This window comes from Pseudomonas trutticola BRTCR10 (assembly GCF_056155105.1).
The window spans coordinates 4,453,212-4,475,083 of the sequence record NZ_CM149552.1 but is presented as its reverse complement, the minus strand read 5'-3'; the positions used below and the strand labels follow the sequence as shown (position 1 = coordinate 4,475,083).

Below are 21,872 nucleotides of genomic sequence, written 5' to 3'. Positions count from 1 at the left end.
AGAAGCAGCCCGAAATTGGGTCTGTAGCTCAGTTGGTTAGAGCGCACCCCTGATAAGGGTGAGGTCGGCAGTTCGAATCTGCCCAGACCCACCAATTTTGTGTGGGAAACGCCTGTAGAAATACGGGGCCATAGCTCAGCTGGGAGAGCGCCTGCCTTGCACGCAGGAGGTCAGCGGTTCGATCCCGCTTGGCTCCACCACTACTGCTTCTGAAGTTTGAAAGCTTAGAAATGAGCATTCCATCGTTGAGATGATGAATGTTGATTTCTAGTCTTTGACTAGTTCGTTCTTTAAAAATTTGGGTATGTGATAGAAAGATAGACTGAACGTTACTTTCACTGGTAACGGATCAGGCTAAGGTAAAATTTGTGAGTTCTCTTAGTTGAGAAATTCGAATTTTCGGCGAATGTCGTCTTCACAGTATAACCAGATTGCTTGGGGTTATATGGTCAAGTGAAGAAGCGCATACGGTGGATGCCTTGGCAGTCAGAGGCGATGAAAGACGTGGTAGCCTGCGAAAAGCTTCGGGGAGTCGGCAAACAGACTTTGATCCGGAGATGTCTGAATGGGGGAACCCAGCCATCATAAGATGGTTATCTTGTACTGAATACATAGGTGCAAGAGGCGAACCAGGGGAACTGAAACATCTAAGTACCCTGAGGAAAAGAAATCAACCGAGATTCCCTTAGTAGTGGCGAGCGAACGGGGACTAGCCCTTAAGTGGCTTTGAGATTAGCGGAACGCTCTGGAAAGTGCGGCCATAGTGGGTGATAGCCCTGTACGCGAAAATCTCTTGGTCATGAAATCGAGTAGGACGGAGCACGAGAAACTTTGTCTGAATATGGGGGGACCATCCTCCAAGGCTAAATACTACTGACTGACCGATAGTGAACTAGTACCGTGAGGGAAAGGCGAAAAGAACCCCGGAGAGGGGAGTGAAATAGATCCTGAAACCGTATGCGTACAAGCAGTGGGAGCAGACTTTGTTCTGTGACTGCGTACCTTTTGTATAATGGGTCAGCGACTTATTTTCAGTGGCGAGCTTAACCGAATAGGGGAGGCGTAGCGAAAGCGAGTCTTAATAGGGCGTCTAGTCGCTGGGAATAGACCCGAAACCGGGCGATCTATCCATGGGCAGGTTGAAGGTTGGGTAACACTAACTGGAGGACCGAACCGACTACCGTTGAAAAGTTAGCGGATGACCTGTGGATCGGAGTGAAAGGCTAATCAAGCTCGGAGATAGCTGGTTCTCCTCGAAAGCTATTTAGGTAGCGCCTCATGTATCACTGTAGGGGGTAGAGCACTGTTTCGGCTAGGGGGTCATCCCGACTTACCAAACCGATGCAAACTCCGAATACCTACAAGTGCCGAGCATGGGAGACACACGGCGGGTGCTAACGTCCGTCGTGAAAAGGGAAACAACCCAGACCGTCAGCTAAGGTCCCAAAGTTATGGTTAAGTGGGAAACGATGTGGGAAGGCTTAGACAGCTAGGAGGTTGGCTTAGAAGCAGCCACCCTTTAAAGAAAGCGTAATAGCTCACTAGTCGAGTCGGCCTGCGCGGAAGATGTAACGGGGCTCAAACCATACACCGAAGCTACGGGTATCATCTTCGGATGATGCGGTAGAGGAGCGTTCTGTAAGCCTGTGAAGGTGAGTTGAGAAGCTTGCTGGAGGTATCAGAAGTGCGAATGCTGACATGAGTAACGACAATGGGTGTGAAAAACACCCACGCCGAAAGACCAAGGTTTCCTGCGCAACGTTAATCGACGCAGGGTTAGTCGGTCCCTAAGGCGAGGCTGAAAAGCGTAGTCGATGGAAAACAGGTTAATATTCCTGTACTTCTGGTTATTGCGATGGAGGGACGGAGAAGGCTAGGCCAGCTTGGCGTTGGTTGTCCAAGTTTAAGGTGGTAGGCTGAGATCTTAGGTAAATCCGGGATCTTAAGGCCGAGAGCTGATGACGAGTTATCTTTTAGATGACGAAGTGGTTGATGCCATGCTTCCAAGAAAAGCTTCTAAGCTTCAGGTAACCAGGAACCGTACCCCAAACCGACACAGGTGGTTGGGTAGAGAATACCAAGGCGCTTGAGAGAACTCGGGTGAAGGAACTAGGCAAAATGGCACCGTAACTTCGGGAGAAGGTGCGCCGGTGAGGGTGAAGGACTTGCTCCGTAAGCTCATGCCGGTCGAAGATACCAGGCCGCTGCGACTGTTTATTAAAAACACAGCACTCTGCAAACACGAAAGTGGACGTATAGGGTGTGACGCCTGCCCGGTGCCGGAAGGTTAATTGATGGGGTTAGCTAACGCGAAGCTCTTGATCGAAGCCCCGGTAAACGGCGGCCGTAACTATAACGGTCCTAAGGTAGCGAAATTCCTTGTCGGGTAAGTTCCGACCTGCACGAATGGCGTAACGATGGCGGCGCTGTCTCCACCCGAGACTCAGTGAAATTGAAATCGCTGTGAAGATGCAGTGTATCCGCGGCTAGACGGAAAGACCCCGTGAACCTTTACTATAGCTTTGCACTGGACTTTGAATTTGCTTGTGTAGGATAGGTGGGAGGCTTTGAAGCGTGGACGCCAGTTCGCGTGGAGCCATCCTTGAAATACCACCCTGGCAACTTTGAGGTTCTAACTCAGGTCCGTTATCCGGATCGAGGACAGTGTATGGTGGGTAGTTTGACTGGGGCGGTCTCCTCCTAAAGAGTAACGGAGGAGTACGAAGGTGCGCTCAGACCGGTCGGAAATCGGTCGTAGAGTATAAAGGCAAAAGCGCGCTTGACTGCGAGACAGACACGTCGAGCAGGTACGAAAGTAGGTCTTAGTGATCCGGTGGTTCTGTATGGAAGGGCCATCGCTCAACGGATAAAAGGTACTCCGGGGATAACAGGCTGATACCGCCCAAGAGTTCATATCGACGGCGGTGTTTGGCACCTCGATGTCGGCTCATCACATCCTGGGGCTGAAGCCGGTCCCAAGGGTATGGCTGTTCGCCATTTAAAGTGGTACGCGAGCTGGGTTTAGAACGTCGTGAGACAGTTCGGTCCCTATCTGCCGTGGACGTTTGAGATTTGAGAGGGGCTGCTCCTAGTACGAGAGGACCGGAGTGGACGAACCTCTGGTGTTCCGGTTGTCACGCCAGTGGCATTGCCGGGTAGCTATGTTCGGGAAAGATAACCGCTGAAAGCATCTAAGCGGGAAACTTGCCTCAAGATGAGATCTCACTGGAACCTTGAGTTCCCTGAAGGGCCGTCGAAGACTACGACGTTGATAGGTTGGGTGTGTAAGCGCTGTGAGGCGTTGAGCTAACCAATACTAATTGCCCGTGAGGCTTGACCATATAACACCCAAGCAATCTGTAGACTCGAAAGAGACCAGATTGCGGTGTGTGAAGACGAAACGAACCGAAAGTTCGATGTTCACAAACACCGACAGCTGTCACATACCCAATTTGCTGAAGCGAGGCCATCTGGTCACGACTCAGTACCCGAATTTCTTGACGACCATAGAGCGTTGGAACCACCTGATCCCATCCCGAACTCAGAAGTGAAACGATGCATCGCCGATGGTAGTGTGGGGTTTCCCCATGTGAGAGTAGGTCATCGTCAAGATTAAATTCCGAAACCCCAATTGCGAAAGCAGTTGGGGTTTTGTTTTGCCCGCAGGAAAGTTTTTCCCTCATTCCCGGAGGGTCCAGTCGTCACCAGAGCTGCCATTGGGGAAAAACGTTCTGAAGTGACCGGGCAGTTTTTGGTATGGTGCAGCTCGTTTTTTCACGGACGGATGTCATGCCTATGGATTGGCACTCATTTATGTCAAAGAGTTGCTGTAGAAATGCCTGAGCCAATCCCGATCAAGGATCACGAAAAAGAGACGCGTCTGGTCAACAAGCGGTTGATCGCCTGCGCCTTGTTTGTCTTCGCTATCAGCTGTGCCCTGGTGGTGCGGTTGTACATCCTGCAAGTGGTAGAGTTCGACTACCACTCGACCATCTCTGAAAACAATCGCGTACATGTCTTGCCGATCCCGCCGACACGCGGACTGATCTACGACCGCAACGGCGTGCTATTGGCCGATAACCGTCCCAGCTACAATCTGACCATCACTCGCGAGCGCGCAACCGACGTCAATCAGGAACTGGACGAGGTCATCAACCTTCTCCACTTGCCTGCCGAAGATCGCGCAGTCTTCGATAAGGCCATGAAACAGTCCCGCCATCCGTTCACGCCGGTGACGCTGTTCTATGAACTGACCGAGGAGCAGATTGCCGTATTAGCGGTCAATGAGTTTCGTCTACCAGGTCTAGATGTTGAACCGCAGTTCGTCCGCGATTACCCACTCGGTGCGCACTTTGCCCATTCAATCGGTTATGTCGGCCGAATCAACGAGAAAGAATCCAAGACGCTCGATTCGGTTGAATATCGCGGTACCCAGTCCATCGGTAAAACCGGCATCGAGCGTTTTTACGAAGCGCAGTTGCACGGTCACGTCGGTTACGAAGAAGTGGAAACCAATGCCCAGGGCCGTGTGTTGCGAGTGCTTAAACACACTGACCCGGTGCCGGGTAAAAACATTGTCCTGAGTCTCGACGTCAAACTGCAGGAAGCGGCCGAGGCTGCTCTCGGTGATCGTCGTGGTTCAGTCGTGGCGCTCGATCCGTCCACCGGGGAAGTGCTGGCAATGGTCAGCAACCCGAGTTTTGACCCGAATCTGTTTGTCACCGGTATCAGTTCCAAGGAATATTCGGCGCTGCGCGACTCCATCGACCGGCCACTCTTCAATCGCGTGCTGCGCGGCTTGTACGCACCGGGCTCGACGATCAAACCGGAAGTGGCCATTGCCGGGCTCGATGCCGGAGTTGTCACGCCGCAGACCCGAGTGTTCGACCCGGGCTACTACCAACTCCCGGACTTCGATCACAAGTACCGCAACTGGAACCACAGTGGCGATGGCTGGGTAGACATGGACGCGGCGATCATGCGCTCCAACGATACGTACTTCTACGACCTGGCGCACAAACTGGGCATTGATCGGCTGCATGACTACATGGCCATGTTCGGCCTTGGCGAAAAGGTCTCGCTGGACATGTTCGAAGAATCCCCCGGCCTGATGCCATCCCAGGCCTGGAAGCGTGCGACGCGGCGACAGGCGTGGTTCCCGGGCGAGACAGTGATTCTCGGCATCGGTCAGGGCTACATGCAGGTGACACCGCTGCAACTGGCACAGGCCACTGCCTTGATCGCCAACAAAGGCGTGTGGAACCGTCCGCACCTGGCCAAGACCGTCGATGGCATCGCACCGGTCGACGAGCACCCGATGCCAAATATCCTCCTCAAGGATCCGCGCGACTGGGAGCAGGTCAACCATGGTATGCAGATGGTGATGCACGATGCCCGTGGCATTGCTCGTGCGGCAGCGGCAGGGGCGCAATATCGCATCGCCGGCAAGAGCGGCACGGCGCAGGTCGTCGCGATCAAGCAGGGTGAGCGCTACAACCGCGAGAAAACGCTTGAGCGCCACCGCGACAACGCCTTGTTCGTCGGCTTCGCACCGGCTGAACATCCGAAGATCGCGATTTCGGTGATGATCGAGAATGGTGAAGCGGGCGGTCGGGTGGCCGGCCCCGTCGTGCGGCAGATCATGGATGCCTGGTTGCTCGATCCGGATGGCCATCTCAAGCCGCAATACGCGGCGCCGACCAAAGCGCCGGGTGATCCGCACGTTTAGCCAGCAACCGCTTCCCGCCACAGGTTGCGCCTGTGCCGGGAAGTGGCCATCGGGCTACTTGCAGCTATAACCTTCGGGCATCGTCACCGTATAGTTGCGTTGCACACGGTCGTGGAAGTCGAGGTTCTGCAGGCCTTGTTCCACCAGAAAGGCTTCGACTTTGGCCGCCTGGCAGTCATCGTTGTAGGACGAAGCCCGGAGGAGGTAGACCGCGCGCTTGCTCACTTCATCCCGGGCAGTGGCGGTGAAGGTGCTGAGGGTGGTGTAACCGGTTCGCTCCGAGGTTCCAACAGGGCCATAAGTGGTATTTGGCTTGCTGGTACAGATCAGTCGATCTTCTTTTTTCTTGATGTTCTTGCACACCGTCGAGGTACTGGTTGGCACTTGCCCGTAGTCAGTGGCGGTGTAGCGGTAAGTCACCTGTCGACTGCCAACATCAAGGCTGACTGTCATTTTGATCGGTGCATGGTTCCTCGGCAGGCTGGCGTCGGTATACACCTCCAGAAACCCCCTGTCTTTCAGCGCGTTGACCATATCGCGAAGATAGTAACGGGCATTAAGTGCGTTTTCATCGCTGCCGCCTGCAGAGGTCACCAGTACAGTGGCCTTGCGGTCGAATTGATAATCCGGATCGGGTGTTGCGTTGAGTGCCACGTCTATTTGTGTGGCGCAGCCGCTGAGTAACGCCGTCAGCAACAACAGCGCGAAGAAGAAATAACGGGACATGCAATAGCCGCCTTGCTAATAAGGAATGAATAAGGATTAAACGGTTGGAACCCGCAATAAACTAATCGCAGGTAGAAACGAAGACTCAGTCTTTTTGATATTCCAGCAGATCGCCCGGCTGGCAATCGAGCGCAGCGCAGAGCTTGTCCAGGGTTGCCATCTTCACCCCCTTGACCTTGCCATTTTTCAGTAATGACAGATTAGCTTCGGTGATGCCCAGTAGAGCGGCTAACTCTTTGGAGCGAATTTTTTGCGTGGCCATGACAACGTCAAGGCGGACGATAATGGTCATTATATTGTTCTATATGTATTGACTTTGCTCATCGCTGAGGACTTTTGCATCGCGCATGATAATTGAAAACAAACAGAGCAAAACGCCTTTGATAATTTCGTAGGCGGAAGTGGAAGACAGGCCGATCGAGAATTTGAAAATGCGCTCTCCCGCAGGCAAGTCTATGGACAGCGCCAAACCTTGCAAGGTTTCTACGAGTGGATAGGTTGCCGGAGAAACGATGCACAGCACACCCACGCGCCACAGGACTCTGATATTGCGATCGGTCCAGGTTTCACCACGCGACAGGCGCAGGAAAAACAGACCGGTCAGCCATAAGGCGTAGACCGATAGCAGAACGGGCAGGAAGTCCAAAATGACGATCAGGGCAGTGGCCAGTGGCGATAGCCAAGTGGCGGGATCGAGCAGCGCGCCTTCGACAAACGGATCAAGCAATTGCGGCGAGCCTTCAGCGAACGCGTAGAGCAGGGCCGCGAGCATTTCATCCATTTTGAACATCCAGAGCGTTGCGCTACCGCCGACCTCAGTGACGCCCAGAAACCAGACGAGAATCGCCGCCAGCAATCCAACCCAGTGCATGCGCTGCAACGCCGCGCCATCGATGCGAGTACTCATGAAAATTCCTTGCCATGTCAGTTCAAATAACTGATTCTCGATGTTTAATTATCGAATTGCAATAAATTATTATGATTGTACTCCGTCGACAAGGTCGACGTGCTGATCCCGGTCGCCACTTGAAACGCACCAACTACCGCGCGCCAGAGTGGAATCAACAGACTTACCGCGATGATTTTTCACTGCTCTACACTGCGGCGAAATTCATAGACAAGAAGCAGGACTCGGCGACTGCCGAATGCCTGTATGACCTGTTCAACATTGACCTGGTGACGCCGAGACGATGAAGCAGACGGGGAGTATCAAGCTGCCAGGGGGGATGGCGATTACCACGGCGCAGATTTTATCCGGCAATTTGCGGCGTCCAGGCTGATGCCATCGCTGGCTTGCCAGCGATGAGGTCTTTGAATTCAACGAAAATTCAGGCCCCGGGTACCGGGCAACTCATGTCACCTTCCTCACACTTCAAATACTGCTTCAGCGCCTCAACCCGCACCTTGGTCACCCCGGTCAGGCAACTGCTGTAAACCAACGGATAAACACTCCCGCCCGTCACCCCCGATGACGAAAACGTGCACTCGGCGTCGCGAAATCCGACCCACGCCCGCTGCGCATCAACCAGCAGTTTTGTGGCCTCGGCATTGTCCTTCAAGCGCTCTTTGATTTGCTTGTACACCGCGTTCAACTCGTTGTCGGCCGCCTTGTAATCCTGCCCGGCGCACTGGTTCATCGTTGCCTGATCGCTGGCATTCGCGCAGTCGACGGCGGCGTGGGCGATGGGGGTAAACAGAAAAGGCGTCAGGGCCAGAAGCAGGCGTGGGGACATGGACAATCTCGCTGTGTCGGATGAAAGTGCAGAACAGTGTAGCGATTAAGCGCGGCTATTCCGGCGCTCGTAATCGCGAGGCTTCCAGCAGACGATCTGCGGTCGCAGTGATTTCTTCGCCCTCATGCAACTTCTCCAGCCAGTGGGCAGGAATGGCACGCACGCCGTAATGAGCACCGGCCAATTGGCCAACGATCGCAGCGGTGGTGTCGGCGTCATCACCCAGATTCGCCGCTTGCAGGATGGCCTCAGCAAAGTTTCCGGTGTGATGAAAGCACCACAACGCCGCTTCCAGCGATTGCGCGCTATAGCCGCTGCCGCGGATCTCACTGGCTGATTTGCTGAGGTAATCACCACGGGCAATCGCCGCGACTTTCGGTTGAGTGAACGCCGACACTGATGAATGGCGTAATTCTGTCTTGGAGGCGCCCTGCAGTGCCTTGCCGATCAGCTCGGCGAAAAGTTGGCAGCACTCGATGGCTTCAGGGGCGGCGTGGGTCGTCCGTGAGCTGTCAGCGGCAAAACGCTGAATCAGTTGGGGATCAGGAAAGTAAAACAGCACCACCGGCACCAATCGCATGAGCGAGCCGTTGCCAGCGGTGTACGGGTCGATCGAGCCGGCAAAGGGCTCGCCGGTTTGCTGGTAGTGCGACAGCGCGTGACTGACGGTCATGCCGATATCGAAGCATTCGCCGGTGGAGCTCAGATACCCCCATTTCCACCAGTTGAGGTAGCGCCCCATCTGGTCGGCAGCATCGAAGCCGTTCTTGTTCAGCAGACTTTCCGCCAGACACAGCGCCATCGAAGTGTCGTCCGTCCATTGCCCGGGCTTCAAGTGGAATGGGCCACCTCCGACCATGTCCGATAACGGCTGAAATGAGCCTCGCGGCTGGAATTCGACCGTGGTGCCGACCGCGTCGCCGCAGGCCAGGCCAAGCAGGGCGCCGCGATAACGCTCGGGGAGTGATGGCTGCATGATTCATCCTTGTCTGGTTCTGTATCGCGGGAAAAGGTAACAGTTTCATCCGCAGGTCTGCCCTCGAATTCGCACAATTGACCCAGGCAAGATGCCGCCGGATGTTTCCTCGCGATGACCTGCTGCACCGCTTTGATACAACTTCAGGTTGGACATGTGGTCATACAGGCCTAGTGTTCAGAACAGGAGGTGACGTATGAAACCAGTACCCAATAGTTTCGAACGCAAAATCACGCTCAAGGTGCCGCGTTCACATGTCTGGCGTGCATTGGTCGATGCCGAGGCATTTGGTCAGTGGTTTGGTGTGGCGCTGGAGGGCAGGCGTTTTATTGCCGGCGAATGGACGCAAGGGCAGGTCACGTATCCGGGTTATGAACATGTGTTGTGGAATGTGCTGATCGAACGGGTCGAGCCGCAGCAGTTGTTCTCGTTCCGTTGGCATCCGTATGCGGTCAACCCGAAGATCGATTATTCCCAGGAGCCGACCACCCTGGTCAGGTTCGAACTGGAAGACTTCGAGAGTGGCACGCTGCTGAAAGTGTCCGAATCAGGCTTCGCGCACATTCCCGATATCCGCCAGAAAGAGGCGTATTACATGGACAGCCGTGGCTGGGAAGAACAGTTGAGCCGGCTCGAACAGTTCCTCGTCGAAAGTGCCAAGGCTCGCGAGCGTCAAGGTGGCTGACAGCGCAATGTTCGAACCCTGGCTCAAGCGCTGGTCACTGGTGCCGGACGGGCCACCGATCATCACGCCCGGCAGCCGGCTGTTGCCGGTGCGTCTGGGTGACACCCCGGCGATGCTGAAACTGGCCGACGACGCCGAGGAAAAGTATGGCAATCGGCTGATGGTCTGGTGGAACGGCGAGGGCGCGGCTCGGGTGTTGGCGCACCATGAGGATGGCTTGCTGATGGAGCGGGCCATGGGGCAGCGTTCGCTGATGCACATGGCGCTCAATGGTCAGGATGATGAGGCCAGCCGCATTCTGTGCACCGCGCTGGCGCGACTGCATGCCCCGCGCGCCACGTTGCCCCCGCCGCTGGTAGAGCTGGGGCCGTGGTTCGTTTCGCTGCGAATGGCTGCCGCACTGCATGGCGGGCCCTATGCCCTGAGCCTGCAAACCGCCGAAGCCTTGCTCGCTGATCCGCAGGAAGTGGTGGTGCTGCACGGTGACATGCACCACGACAACGTCCTCGATTTCGGCCCGCGCGGCTGGTTGGCGATTGATCCGAAGCGAGTAAGGGGCGAACGCGGTTTTGACTACGCCAATCTGATCTGCAACCCGGACCTGCCGACGGCGGGCAACCCCGAGCGATTTCTCCGGCAGGTAGAGGTTATTGTTGCGGCTGCTAGCCTGGATCGTCGTCGCCTGCTGCAATGGGTGCTGGCGTTTGCCGGGTTGTCTGCCGCATGGTTTCTGGAGGATGACCTGCAGGAACAGGCCTCAGGGCAGCTGAAAGTCGCGCAAATCGCGGCGTCCATGCTCAACACCTGACATGGCTAAGGGTTTTCGGAAGGGGCGCTATGGCGAATGTCTTACACGCGATGGTAGCTATGTCGACTATTGCCGATTGGATCCAGCGCGTAATCTACACCCATCAACTGAAGCACAGGGAGTGCTTCAGGATCACGGATGATCGACCATTGCAAGGATCGCTGCCGACAGGGAGTCGATAATGGTCTTGGGAAAAACCCGCTTCGGCGGGTTTTTTTTCGCCTGTCGAAAAGTGCTCGACTATCGGGCGAACTACCTGTGGCGAGGGGAGCTTGCTCCCGCTAGGGCGCGAAGCGACCCACTTTCTAATACCGCGCTCTTTCAGCAAGAACGCGGTGTCGATTTTCAGGGCTGCTGCGCAGCCCATCGGGGATAAATCCCCTCGCCACAGGGGATCCAAGCGCTAGGAGCCGATCAGCTGACGCAACACATAATGCAGAATCCCGCCCGACTTGAAGTACTCCACCTCGTTCAGGGTGTCGATGCGGCACAGCACTTCGATTTTCTCCTGACGTCCGTCCTCACGGGTGATCACCAGGGGCAGGTTCATCCTCGGCGTCAGTTCGACACCGGTCAGGCCCTGAATTTCGAAGGTTTCCTTGCCGGTCAGATTCAGACTCTTGCGGTTCTGATCGAGCTTGAACTGCAACGGCAACACACCCATGCCCACCAGGTTGGAACGGTGAATGCGCTCGAAGCTCTCGGCAATCACCGCTTTTACGCCCAGCAGGTTGGTGCCTTTAGCCGCCCAGTCACGACTGGACCCTGTGCCATATTCCTGCCCGGCAATCACCACCAGCGGTGTGCCCGAAGCCTGGTAGCGCATGGCCGCGTCGTAGATCGGCAATTTCTCGCCGCTCGGAATGTAGATCGTATTGCCACCTTCTTCACCGCCGAGCATCTCGTTACGGATTCGAATGTTGGCAAAGGTGCCGCGCATCATCACTTCGTGGTTGCCGCGACGCGAGCCGTAGGAGTTGAAGTCTCGCGGCTCCACGCCTTTGTCGCGCAGGTAACGTCCGGCCGGGCTGTCAGCCTTGATATTGCCGGCAGGGGAAATGTGGTCGGTGGTCACCGAGTCGCCGAGCAAGGCCAGCACGCGCGCGCCCTTCACATCCTTGATCTCAGGCAGCGGGCCGCCTATGTCATCGAAGAACGGCGGATGCTGGATGTAAGTCGAATCGTCCTGCCACACGTAAGTCGCCGCTTGCGGCACCTCGATGGCCTGCCACTGCTCATCACCGGCAAACACTTCGGCGTATTCCTTGTGAAACATCGCCGTGCTGACCTGACTCACCGCGTCGGCGATTTCCTGGCTGCTTGGCCAGATGTCACGCAGATAAACCGGGTTGCCCTGTTGATCGTTACCCAGCGGTTCGCTGCTGATATCGGTACGAACAGTGCCGGCCAGCGCATAGGCCACCACTAGTGGTGGCGAGGCCAGCCAGTTGGTTTTCACCAGCGGATGCACCCGACCTTCGAAGTTGCGGTTGCCAGACAGCACCGAGGCGACGGCAAGGTCGGCTTTCTGGATGGCTTTCTCGATCGGCTCAGGCAGTGGCCCGGAGTTGCCGATGCAAGTGGTGCAGCCATACCCGACCAGCGAAAACCCGAGCTGGTCGAGGTATTGCGTCAGCCCCGCCGCCTTGTAGTAATCGGTGACCACTTTCGAGCCCGGCGCCAGTGAACTCTTGACCCACGGTTTGCGCGTCAGGCCTTTCTCCACGGCTTTTTTCGCCAGGAGCCCGGCGGCCATCATCACGCTCGGGTTGGACGTATTGGTGCAAGAGGTGATCGCGGCAATGACCACGGCGCCGTTTTTCAGGCGATAGGTATGGCCCTCGTATTCGTATTCGGTTTCGCCGATCAGATCGGCGTTGCCCACCGCCACGCCGCCGCCCCCTTCGCTTTCCAGGCGACCTTCTTCTTTGCTGGTGGGTTTGAATTGCAAATCGAGGAAGTCGCTGAAGGCTTGCGCGACATTAGGCAGTGAAACCCGATCCTGCGGGCGTTTCGGCCCGGCCAGACTGGCTTCGACGCTGCCCATGTCCAGCGCCAGGCTGTCGGTGAACACCGGTTCCTGGCCCGGAAGACGCCAGAGCCCTTGAGCCTTGGTGTAGGCCTCGACCAGTTTCACCACTTGCGCCGGGCGCCCGGACAAGCGCAGGTAATCCAGCGTTACCTCATCGACCGGGAAGAAGCCGCACGTCGCGCCATATTCCGGGGCCATGTTGGCGATGGTTGCGCGGTCAGCCAGCGGCAGTTCGGCGAGGCCGTCGCCATAAAACTCGACGAATTTGCCGACCACGCCTTTCTTGCGCAGCATCTGCGTGACGGTCAGCACCAGGTCAGTGGCAGTGATGCCTTCCTTGAGCTTGCCGGTGAGTTTGAAGCCGATTACTTCCGGAATCAGCATCGACACCGGTTGCCCGAGCATCGCCGCTTCCGCTTCGATGCCGCCGACACCCCAGCCGAGGACGCCGAGACCGTTGATCATGGTGGTGTGGGAGGCGGTGCCGACCAGCGTGTCGGGGAAGGCGTAGGTACGGCCGTCTTCATCCTTGGTCCACACCGTGCGGCCGAGGTATTCGAGGTTGACCTGGTGGCAGATACCGGTGCCCGGTGGCACCACGCTGAAGTTATCGAAAGCACTTTGGCCCCAGCGCAGAAAGGCGTAACGCTCGCCGTTACGCTGCATTTCGATGTCGACGTTCTGTTCGAAGGCGCTGGCGGTGGCGAATTTGTCGACCATCACCGAGTGGTCGATCACCAGGTCGACAGGCGACAACGGATTGATTCGCTGCGGATCGCCGCCGGCCTTGGCCATCGCGGCGCGCATCGCGGCGAGGTCGACCACGGCCGGTACGCCGGTAAAGTCCTGCATCAATACTCGGGCAGGGCGGTACTGGATTTCCCGGTCAGAGCGGCGCTCCTTGAGCCACGCGGCGATGGCCTTGAGGTCGGCGCCGGTAACGGTTTTTTCATCTTCCCAGCGCAGCAGGTTTTCCAGCAGGACTTTCAGCGACATCGGCAGCTTGTCGATATTGCCAAGGGTCTTGGCGGCATCAGGCAAGCTGAAATAGTGGTAGGTCTTGTCGTCGATTTGTAGAGTTTTAAGGGTCTTCAGACTATCGAGGGACGGCATTACGATCACTCCTTTGAATCCGCACGGCTACGGATTGAGGGGACGAATAGAGCTTTAAACCTAGCCCTGTTTTAGGTAGCTGGCTAATAACTGGACTCTATGAGCGGAACCAAGGTTCCGACATCGGCTATCATGCGCCGGTTTTCGTGACAGGCATTGCTGCAACGCAACGCTTGAGCATCGCGCAGTGGCCGAATGATCGCCCGCTGCCCAGGAGTAAGAATGAACACCCTATTCATGCATTGCCGGCCAGGCTTCGAAGGCGAAGTCTGTTCGGAGATTTCCGACCTCGCCGCGCAACTCAACGTGTCCGGTTACGCCAAGGCCAAAGCCGCTTCGGCGTACGCCGAGTTTGTCTGCACCGAAGAAGACGGTGCCGAGCGCCTGATGCGCGGTCAGCGTTTCGCCGAACTGATCTTTCCGCGCCAATGGGCGCGTGGCGTCTTCATCGATTTGCCAGAGAACGATCGCATCAGCGTGATCCTCGCAAACATGGCCGATTTCCCTGTGTGCGGCAGCCTGTGGCTGGAAGTCGTCGACACCAATGACGGCAAGGAACTGTCGAACTTCTGCAAGAAATTCGAAGGCCCGCTGCGCAAGGCCCTGACCGCTGCCGGAAAACTGGTGGATGACGCTAGCAAGCCGCGTCTGTTGCTGACCTTCAAAAGTGGTCGTGAAGTGTTTCTCGGCATGGCCGATGCCGGTAACTCGGCGATGTGGCCGATGGGCATTCCGCGCCTGAAGTTTCCCCGTGAAGCGCCGAGCCGTTCGACGCTGAAGCTGGAAGAGGCCTGGCACCACTTTATTCCGCGTGATCAGTGGGAAGATCGCCTGCACAGCGACATGACCGGGGTTGATCTCGGTGCAGCGCCGGGCGGCTGGACCTGGCAACTGGTTAACCGCGGCATGCTGGTAACCGCCATCGACAACGGCCCGATGGCTGAAAGCCTGATGGACACCGGGCTCGTGCAGCACTTGATGGCTGACGGTTTCACCTTCAAGCCCAAGCAACCGGTGGACTGGATGGTCTGCGACATCGTCGAGAAACCGGCGCGTAACGCCTCGATGCTCGAAGAGTGGATCGGCGAAGGGCATTGCCGCGAGGCGGTGGTCAACCTGAAACTGCCGATGAAGCAGCGTTATGCCGAGGTGAAGCGCTTGCTCGAGCGCATCGCCGATGGTTTCAAGGCTCGTGGGATCAAGGTCGATATCGGCTGCAAACAGCTGTATCACGATCGCGAGGAAGTGACCTGCCATCTGCGCCGGCACGACACCAAGAAAGCCAAATCCCGCTGATTGAAGTGAACTGCTTTTGTGGCGAGGGAGCTTGCTCCCGCTGGGCTGCGAAGCGGCCCCGAATTCGGCGCCGTTGTTCCTTCAGGCACACCGGGCCAACAGATTTTGCGACGGCTACGCCGCCGAGCGGGAGCAAGCTCCCTCGCCACAAACCCGGCAATGCGCGACAATGCCGGCCAGTTTCAGGAGTGAATCATGAGTGAAATGATCGACACGCCGGTCGACGGCACCCTCGACGCCACCGGCCTCAATTGCCCGGAGCCGGTGATGATGCTGCACCAGCACATCCGTGACCTGGTGCCCGGCGGCCTGCTCAAGGTGATCGCCACCGATCCCTCGACCCGTCGCGACATTCCCAAGTTCTGCGTGTTTCTCGACCATGAACTGGTCGGCCAGCACGAAGAGGCCGGGACTTATCTGTACTGGATTCGCAAGAAATCCGATTGAGTCCGGGCAAAAAAAAGACCTGCATGTGCAGGTCTTTTTTTATGGGTGCCTTTTTGAGTATTCAGCCCATCGAACGGCTGATCCGAATGCGCTTGCGCGCACTGCGCGTCAAACGTATCGACAGCATCAGCGCCGCGCAGCTCAAGCCGACAATCAAACCCTGCCACAAACCGCTCGGGCCCCGAGGCTCGCCGAGCCAGTCGGTCAGACCGAGGGCATAACCCACCGGCAAGCCAATGCCCCAGTAGGCGAACAGAGTCAGGATCATCGTCACGCGGGTGTCCTGATAACCGCGCAGGGCGCCAGCCGCGGTGACCTGAATCGCATCGGAAAACTGGAACAGCGCCGAGTACACGATCAGCATCGCCGCGATGTGAATCACTGTCGGGTCAGCGGTGTAGATGGCCGCAATCTGTTCGCGCAGCAGCAACATCATGCTCGCCGACAGGCAGGCGTAGGCCAGCGCGGTGCCCATGCCGACGCCAGCGGCAAAACGCGCTTCACGCGGTTCCTCACGGCCCAGTGCCTGACCGACGCGCACAGTCACGGCCATGCCCAACGAGTACGGAATCATGAACACCAGCGAACTGACGTTCAGCGCAATCTGGTGCCCAGCCACGACGGTGGCGCCGAGGCTGCCGATCAGCAGGGCGATCACGGCAAAAATGCTCGACTCGGCAAACACGGCGATGCCGATTGGCAGGCCGATGGCCAGCAGACGCTTGATCACCGCCCATTGCGGCCAGTCGAAACGGCTGAAAATTTCGCTCGAACGGTAGGCCGGTGCCCAGCGCTCATAACCGGCCAGACCCAGCGCCATCACCCACATCACGATGGCTGTGGCCCAGCCGCAGCCGACGCCGCCCATGGCCGGCACACCGAAGTGACCATAAATGAAGACGTAGTTCAGCGGTATGTTCAGCGCCAGACCGCACAGGCCCAATACCATTGCCGGGCGGGTACGACCGATGCCGTCACTGGTGCAGCGCAGGACGTGATAGAACGCTACCGCCGGCAGACCGCTGGCGATGCCATGCAGGTATTGCATGCACGGGCCGATCAGCTCCGGATCAACCTTCATCAGGTGCAGCACCGGCTCGGCGGCGACCAGCATCGCCGTGGCGATCAGGCCGACCACCAGCGCCAGCCACAACGCTTGACGGACAATCGGGCCGATCTCGCTGTGGGTGCCAGCGCCGAAGCGCTGAGCGACTTTCGGCGTGGTTGCCAACAGGGTGCCGGTCATCAGCAGAAACACCGGCACCCAGATCGAGTTGCCAAGAGCCACGGCCGCCAGATCTTTTGGCCCGACGCGCCCGGCCATTACCGCATCGACGAAGCCCATGGCCGTGGTCGCCAGTTGCGCGATGATGATCGGCAAGGCCAGGGCGAGCAGGTTCTTGAACTCCAGACGAATCCGCGCGGGGCGGGTCAGGGAGACGGCGACAGGTTGGTCAGTTACAGAATTCACAGGCAAAGCGTCCACAGAGGTTGATGCGCAAGGCGCCGCATTCTACGCCGCTGACGCTTTGGTCAGGAAAAATCCTCTGTTGCGGATTTGTAATCTACTGGAAGGCGATTGCTCCCTCGCCACAGGGGCAGTGCTGTTCTTGCGCCTGCAATCAAAGCCCGCTGGCTCGGCGACCGATCTGCACCTAAACTGCCGATCCGCCCAAGGAGCCCGCCATGCTGATTGTTGCTGACGAAAATATCCCGCTGCTCGATGCCTTTTTTGCCGGTTTCGGTGAGATCCGCCGGGTCCCGGGCCGTTCCATAAACCGTGCGACGGTGGAGCAGGCCGACGTGTTGCTGGTGCGTTCGGTGACCAACGTCAACCGCGCGTTGCTGGAAGGCAGCAAGGTTCGCTTTGTCGGCACCTGCACCATCGGTACTGATCATCTGGATCTTGAATACTTCGCCGAGGCCGGCATTACCTGGTCAAGCGCGCCCGGCTGCAATGCCCGTGGCGTGGTCGATTACGTACTGGGCAGTCTGATGACGCTCGCCGAAATCGAAGGTGTCGATCTGACTCAGCGGACTTACGGTGTCGTCGGCGCCGGTGAGGTGGGTGGGCGACTGATCAAGGTCCTCAAGGGGTTGGGCTGGAACGTCAAAGTCTGCGATCCACCGCGCCAGGCCACCGAGGGGGGCGATTACGTCAGCCTCGAGCAGATCATTGAGCAATGCGATGTGATCAGTCTGCACACGCCGCTGACCAGAAGCGGCGCAGGCGCGACCTGGCATCTGTTCGATCAGCAACGTTTGCAACAGCTCAAGCCCGGTGCCTGGCTGATCAACGCGGCGCGCGGTCCTGTGGTGGATAACGCCGCACTGCGCAAAGTGCTGCTGCATCGTGAAGACTTGCAAGCCGTTCTCGATGTCTGGGAAGCCGAGCCCGAAGTCGATGTCGAACTGGCCGAACTCTGCGTACTGGCCACGCCACACATTGCCGGTTACAGCCTTGACGGTAAACAGCGCGGGACGGCGCAGATCTATCAGGCGTATTGCGAATTCACCGGCCAGCCCGCGAGCATCCAGCTCAGCGAGCTTTTGCCAGCACCGTGGCTGTCGGAAGTCACCTTGCATGCCGACAGCGATCCGGCCTGGGCGCTGGCGATGTTGTGCCGTGGCGTGTACGACCCCCGCCGGGATGACGCGGATTTCCGCCGCAGCCTTGTAGGCAATGTCGGCGAGCAGCGTGCGGCGTTCGATGTGTTGCGCAAGCAGTATCCGGTGCGGCGCGAGATTGAAGGGCTGAAGGTGCGGATTGAAGGGGAGTCGCCCGTGTTGCGGCAGATTGTGGCGGCGCTTGGAGCGGTGGCCGTTTAGAGATCCGGGTGGCTTCATCGCTGGCAAGCCAGCTCCCACTGGATTTTCGTCATACTCCGAACGTGAGTACCACGCGAAACCTGTGGGAGCTGGCTTGCCAGCGATAGCTTCACCACAATCCCGGATTTACAGACAGAAAAAACCCGGCCAAAGGGGCCGGGTCAGGAAGACGGTGGCTATATCACTTTTGTTCGGCAGGCTTGACCAATCGCTTCTCCAGGTCGCGGCAAGCGTCCTGGATCATGTCTTCAGTGATCGGTACTTCACGCCCGTCCTTATCGATAATCGAGCAACCCAGAGTCTGGCCGGGCTTGGTGCGGATCACTTCAATCTTGTCTTCGCTGCGGTGTTGCAAGGACATGGCCTGTCTCCTCATCAGGTTGTGCGCCTAGGTTAAAACCCCCACGTGACCGGGCTGTGACAACTCCCTGCGGTCTGTCGGCGGCGGCATCTCCACTCAAACAGAAATGACCGTTCGTCTCAACTGCGACGTTAGACCAATAGCAACTATGGCCTAGTCTTTGGGGGCATATTTAACCTGACTCATTGTGATTTACAGAGTTCCACCCCAAAGAAGGTTTACGCTAGCCCTTTCATCACCATGGATGCGTACCTGAATGACCCCGAAGCTTTCTTCAAGGCACCGTCGCGCGCTGCGTCTGACCAGTCGATTTCTGGCCCCTTACCGCTGGCAAGTCATCGGTGCGCTGCTGGCGCTGATCGTCACCGCCGCCGTCACGTTGTCGATGGGGCAGGGGATCAAACTGCTGGTCGATCGGGGCTTCATGACCCAGTCTCCGCACCAGCTCAATCAGAGCATCGGCATTTTCATGTTGATGGTGCTGGGTCTGGCCGTCGGTACGTTTGCGCGGTTTTACTGGGTGTCCTGGATTGGCGAACGCGTCGTGGCCGATATTCGCCGCGAGGTGTTCAACCATCTGGTTTATCTGCACCCAGGCTTCTACGAGAACAACCGCAGTTCGGAGATCCAGTCGCGGCTGACCGCCGACACGACGTTGCTGCAATCGGTGATCGGTTCGTCGCTGTCGATGTTCCTGCGTAATCTGCTCATGGTCATCGGTGGCGTCATCCTGCTGTTCGTGACCAACGCAAAACTCACCAGCATCGTGGTGATTGCCTTGCCGTTCGTGGTGGCGCCGATTCTGATTTTCGGTCGGCGTGTACGAAACCTGTCGCGGTTGAGTCAGGACCGGGTTGCCGATATCGGCAGCTACGTTTCCGAAACTCTCGGCCAGATCAAAACCGTGCAGGCCTACAACCATCAGGTGCAGGACGAACAGCGCTTTTCGGCGACGGTGGAGGACGCTTTCGACACCGCGCGCAAACGCATTTTCCAGCGCTCATGGATGATCACCATGGTGATCGTGCTGGTGCTGGGCGCGGTGGCGGTGATGTTGTGGGTCGGTGGCATGGACGTGATCGCCGGGCGAATCACCGGGGGCGAACTGGCGGCGTTTGTCTTTTACAGCCTGATCGTGGGCAGTGCGATCGGTACTTTGAGCGAAGTGATCGGCGAACTGCAACGCGCTGCCGGCGCTGCTGAGCGCATCGCTGAATTGCTGCGTTCGGAGAACATCATCCAGTCGCCAACCACGGGCCTTGTGACCTTGCCGGCGCGGGTGCGCGGTGAGCTGCAATTGCAGGATGTGCGTTTTTCCTACCCCTCGCGTCCTGAAAGCTACGCCGTCAACGGCTTGAATCTGACTATCCGCGCCGGAGAGACGCTGGCGCTGGTGGGGCCGTCCGGTGCTGGCAAGTCCACGGTGTATGACTTGCTGCTGCGCTTTTATGACCCGCTGGAAGGACGGATCCTCATCGATGGCGTACCGCTGACCCGTCTCGACCCGTTGGACCTGCGCCGCCACTTCGCCTTGGTGTCACAGTCGCCAGCACTGTTTTTTGGCAGCGTTGAAGAGAACATTCGCTACGGCAACCCGGGGGCGACGCTGGACCAGGTCAAGCAAGCGGCAAGAATTGCCCATGCCCACGACTTCATCGAGAAAATGCCCAACGGTTACCAGACCCATCTCGGCGATGGTGGTCTCGGCCTTTCCGGCGGCCAGCGGCAACGTTTGGCGATTGCCCGTGCGTTGCTGGTCGACGCGCCGATCCTGCTGCTGGATGAAGCCACCAGCGCCCTCGATGCGCAAAGCGAGCATCTGATCCAGGAAGCTCTGCCAAGCCTGATGGAGAACCGCACCACGCTGGTGATCGCGCATCGACTGGCCACGGTGAAAAACGCTGACCGGATTGCGGTGATGGACCAGGGCAAACTTGTGGCCATTGGCACCCATCAGGAACTCATCGTCAGCAATCCGCTGTATGCGCGGCTGGCGTCATTGCAGTTCAACGATGGAAAAGTAACGGTTGATCAAGTCTGATGGACACTGCTCGCATCGGGCATTATGGCGGCCTGTTTGGAATGCCTGGATGAGGACATGAGCCGTTACCAACCGCCGTTGACCCTAACCACACGAATGATTGCGTTGATCGCCGAAATCAGCGAGCAAATCGGTCAGCTTTCGGCTGGGGGCGATAGTCGGCAGACGCCTCATCTGCGTCGAGGCAATCGTATTCGTACGATTCAGGCCTCTTTGGCAATCGAAAACAATACATTGAGTGTCGAGCAGGTAACCGCAGTGCTCGCCGGGCAACGGGTTTTAGGTTTGCCCAAGGAAATTCAAGAAGTGCGCAATGCGTTTACAGCGTATGAAACCATGCCGCAATGGCAGCCTGACAGCAGGGCTGACCTGCTTCAAGCGCATGAGATGTTGATGCATGGGCTGATTGATGAGTGCGGGCACTTTCGTCGAGCGGGTGTGGGGATTTATCGCGGAGAACAACTGGTTCATATGGCGCCGCCTCCGAGCCGCATATCACCGTTGATGGATGACTTACTGGCATGGCTTGTGCGCTCTGAATGGCATCCGCTGATCATCAGTTGCGTATTCCACTATGAATTTGAGTTCATCCATCCGTTTGCTGATGGAAACGGTCGAATGGGACGGCTGTGGCAAACATTGATATTGAGCCAATGGCGCCCGGTCCTGGCGTATTTGCCGGTCGAAGCGGTTATTCGAGAGGAGCAGGATGCCTATTACTCTGCCTTGTCTGCTTCTGACCGGCAGGGAGAGTCAACGCCTTTCGTCGAGTACATGTTGCATGCGCTAAATGTTTCGTTGCGAGAAGCCATCGCTAATGAGTCAGCAAGTGACCCAGTAACCGACCCAGTAACCGACCTAGTAGCAAGATTATTGTTAACTCTGGGACCCCGTTCTTTGAGGATCAGTGATGTGATGGCAGAGATGAGTCTGGCTCACAAGCCTACGTTCAGATCCAACTATCTCAAGCCGGCCTTAACCGCTGGAATGATCGAAATGACAGATCCTCAATCGCCCAAGAATCCAACCCAGAAATATCGGCTTACTCAACTTGGCAAAATGATGGTTAAAAAGTTGAAGTGTTAAGTCCGCAGCCG

General features: G+C 57.3%; 16 protein-coding genes, 2 tRNA genes, 2 rRNA genes and 1 pseudogene. 13 read left to right on the top strand and 8 right to left on the bottom strand.

From position 1 onward, the window contains the following. Positions 1 to 17: 17 nt before the first annotated feature. The 5 genes from ACVVH8_RS20260 (at position 18) to mrdA (ending at position 5,728) form a co-directional block, all read left to right on the top strand. Positions 18 to 94: transfer RNA gene (locus tag ACVVH8_RS20260), tRNA-Ile, on the top strand. Between the two features lie 30 nt (positions 95 to 124). Beyond that, a tRNA-Ala gene (locus ACVVH8_RS20255) sits at positions 125 to 200 on the top strand. Positions 201 to 447: 247 nt separating this feature from the next. Beyond that, positions 448 to 3,341: ribosomal RNA gene (locus tag ACVVH8_RS20250) — 23S ribosomal RNA — on the top strand. Between the two features lie 155 nt (positions 3,342 to 3,496). Next, positions 3,497 to 3,612 (top strand): 5S ribosomal RNA (gene rrf / locus ACVVH8_RS20245). Between the two features lie 223 nt (positions 3,613 to 3,835). Further along, complete coding sequence (gene mrdA, locus ACVVH8_RS20240; RefSeq protein WP_103305047.1) at positions 3,836 to 5,728, top strand: penicillin-binding protein 2; 1,893 nt, start codon at positions 3,836 to 3,838, stop codon at positions 5,726 to 5,728. A 54-nt stretch (positions 5,729 to 5,782) separates the two neighbouring features. Here mrdA and ACVVH8_RS20235 read toward each other — a convergent pair whose 3' ends face one another. The 3 genes from ACVVH8_RS20235 to ACVVH8_RS20225 all read right to left on the bottom strand — a co-directional run bounded on the left by ACVVH8_RS20235 (position 5,783) and on the right by ACVVH8_RS20225 (position 7,361). Next, a complete protein-coding gene (locus ACVVH8_RS20235) occupies positions 5,783 to 6,454 on the bottom strand; it encodes a hypothetical protein (RefSeq protein ID WP_213026152.1) in 672 nt (223 codons plus the stop codon). 85 nt (positions 6,455 to 6,539) lie between these two features. Then, a complete protein-coding gene (locus ACVVH8_RS20230) occupies positions 6,540 to 6,746 on the bottom strand; it encodes a helix-turn-helix domain-containing protein (RefSeq protein WP_003226632.1) in 207 nt (68 codons plus the stop codon). Between the two features lie 9 nt (positions 6,747 to 6,755). After that, complete coding sequence (locus ACVVH8_RS20225) at positions 6,756 to 7,361, bottom strand: hypothetical protein (protein ID WP_103305049.1); 606 nt, start codon at positions 7,359 to 7,361, stop codon at positions 6,756 to 6,758. A gap of 107 nt (positions 7,362 to 7,468) precedes the next feature. Here ACVVH8_RS20225 and ACVVH8_RS20220 point away from each other — a divergent pair. Continuing rightward, positions 7,469 to 7,636 (top strand): annotated as a pseudogene (locus tag ACVVH8_RS20220) (quinohemoprotein amine dehydrogenase subunit beta); the annotation flags it as partial. A 146-nt stretch (positions 7,637 to 7,782) separates the two neighbouring features. On the opposite strand, the gene ACVVH8_RS20215 reads toward ACVVH8_RS20220, so the two are convergent. Together ACVVH8_RS20215 and ACVVH8_RS20210 are read right to left on the bottom strand one after the other, a co-directional pair. Beyond that, on the bottom strand, positions 7,783 to 8,187 hold the full coding sequence (locus ACVVH8_RS20215) for a lysozyme inhibitor LprI family protein (protein ID WP_475225926.1): 405 nt from the start codon (positions 8,185 to 8,187) through the stop codon (positions 7,783 to 7,785). 55 nt (positions 8,188 to 8,242) lie between these two features. Continuing rightward, positions 8,243 to 9,163 (bottom strand): ADP-ribosylglycohydrolase family protein, encoded by a 921-nt coding sequence (locus tag ACVVH8_RS20210; RefSeq protein WP_475225924.1) that lies wholly within the window; start codon positions 9,161 to 9,163, stop codon positions 8,243 to 8,245. Positions 9,164 to 9,359: 196 nt separating this feature from the next. Here ACVVH8_RS20210 and ACVVH8_RS20205 point away from each other — a divergent pair, with 196 nt between their 5' ends. Both ACVVH8_RS20205 and ACVVH8_RS20200 read left to right on the top strand, forming a co-directional pair. Continuing rightward, entirely contained in the window at positions 9,360 to 9,848 is a 489-nt protein-coding gene (locus ACVVH8_RS20205; RefSeq protein WP_103305052.1) for an SRPBCC family protein, read from the top strand. 7 nt (positions 9,849 to 9,855) lie between these two features. Beyond that, entirely contained in the window at positions 9,856 to 10,656 is an 801-nt protein-coding gene (locus ACVVH8_RS20200) for an aminoglycoside phosphotransferase family protein (protein ID WP_475225921.1), read from the top strand. A 403-nt stretch (positions 10,657 to 11,059) separates the two neighbouring features. Here ACVVH8_RS20200 and acnA read toward each other — a convergent pair whose 3' ends face one another. Further along, positions 11,060 to 13,801, bottom strand: a complete 2,742-nt coding sequence (acnA, locus tag ACVVH8_RS20195; protein ID WP_475225918.1) for an aconitate hydratase AcnA — start codon at positions 13,799 to 13,801, stop codon at positions 11,060 to 11,062. 222 nt (positions 13,802 to 14,023) lie between these two features. Between acnA and rlmM the strand changes: the two genes are divergently transcribed. Beyond that, complete coding sequence (gene rlmM / locus ACVVH8_RS20190; protein ID WP_475225916.1) at positions 14,024 to 15,097, top strand: 23S rRNA (cytidine(2498)-2'-O)-methyltransferase RlmM; 1,074 nt, start codon at positions 14,024 to 14,026, stop codon at positions 15,095 to 15,097. A gap of 195 nt (positions 15,098 to 15,292) precedes the next feature. Continuing rightward, complete coding sequence (tusA, locus tag ACVVH8_RS20185) at positions 15,293 to 15,544, top strand: sulfurtransferase TusA (RefSeq protein ID WP_103305056.1); 252 nt, start codon at positions 15,293 to 15,295, stop codon at positions 15,542 to 15,544. 61 nt (positions 15,545 to 15,605) lie between these two features. Here the strand turns inward: tusA and ACVVH8_RS20180 are convergent, their stop codons facing one another. After that, positions 15,606 to 17,015 carry an MATE family efflux transporter gene (locus ACVVH8_RS20180; RefSeq protein WP_475225913.1) on the bottom strand — a complete coding sequence of 470 codons (1,410 nt, stop codon included), beginning with the start codon at positions 17,013 to 17,015 and terminating at the stop codon, positions 15,606 to 15,608. A gap of 215 nt (positions 17,016 to 17,230) precedes the next feature. Between ACVVH8_RS20180 and pdxB the strand changes: the two genes are divergently transcribed. Then, a complete protein-coding gene (gene pdxB / locus ACVVH8_RS20175; RefSeq protein ID WP_475225910.1) occupies positions 17,231 to 18,373 on the top strand; it encodes a 4-phosphoerythronate dehydrogenase PdxB in 1,143 nt (380 codons plus the stop codon). A gap of 181 nt (positions 18,374 to 18,554) precedes the next feature. On the opposite strand, the gene ACVVH8_RS20170 is transcribed toward pdxB, so the two are convergent. After that, positions 18,555 to 18,734 (bottom strand): PA1571 family protein, encoded by a 180-nt coding sequence (locus ACVVH8_RS20170; RefSeq protein WP_213026143.1) that lies wholly within the window; start codon positions 18,732 to 18,734, stop codon positions 18,555 to 18,557. 256 nt (positions 18,735 to 18,990) lie between these two features. Here ACVVH8_RS20170 and ACVVH8_RS20165 point away from each other — a divergent pair, with 256 nt between their 5' ends. Beyond that, positions 18,991 to 20,775, top strand: a complete 1,785-nt coding sequence (locus ACVVH8_RS20165; RefSeq protein ID WP_475225908.1) for an ABC transporter transmembrane domain-containing protein — start codon at positions 18,991 to 18,993, stop codon at positions 20,773 to 20,775. A gap of 57 nt (positions 20,776 to 20,832) precedes the next feature. Further along, a complete protein-coding gene (locus tag ACVVH8_RS20160; RefSeq protein WP_475225905.1) occupies positions 20,833 to 21,861 on the top strand; it encodes a Fic family protein in 1,029 nt (342 codons plus the stop codon). The last annotated feature ends 11 nt before the right edge of the window (positions 21,862 to 21,872 follow it).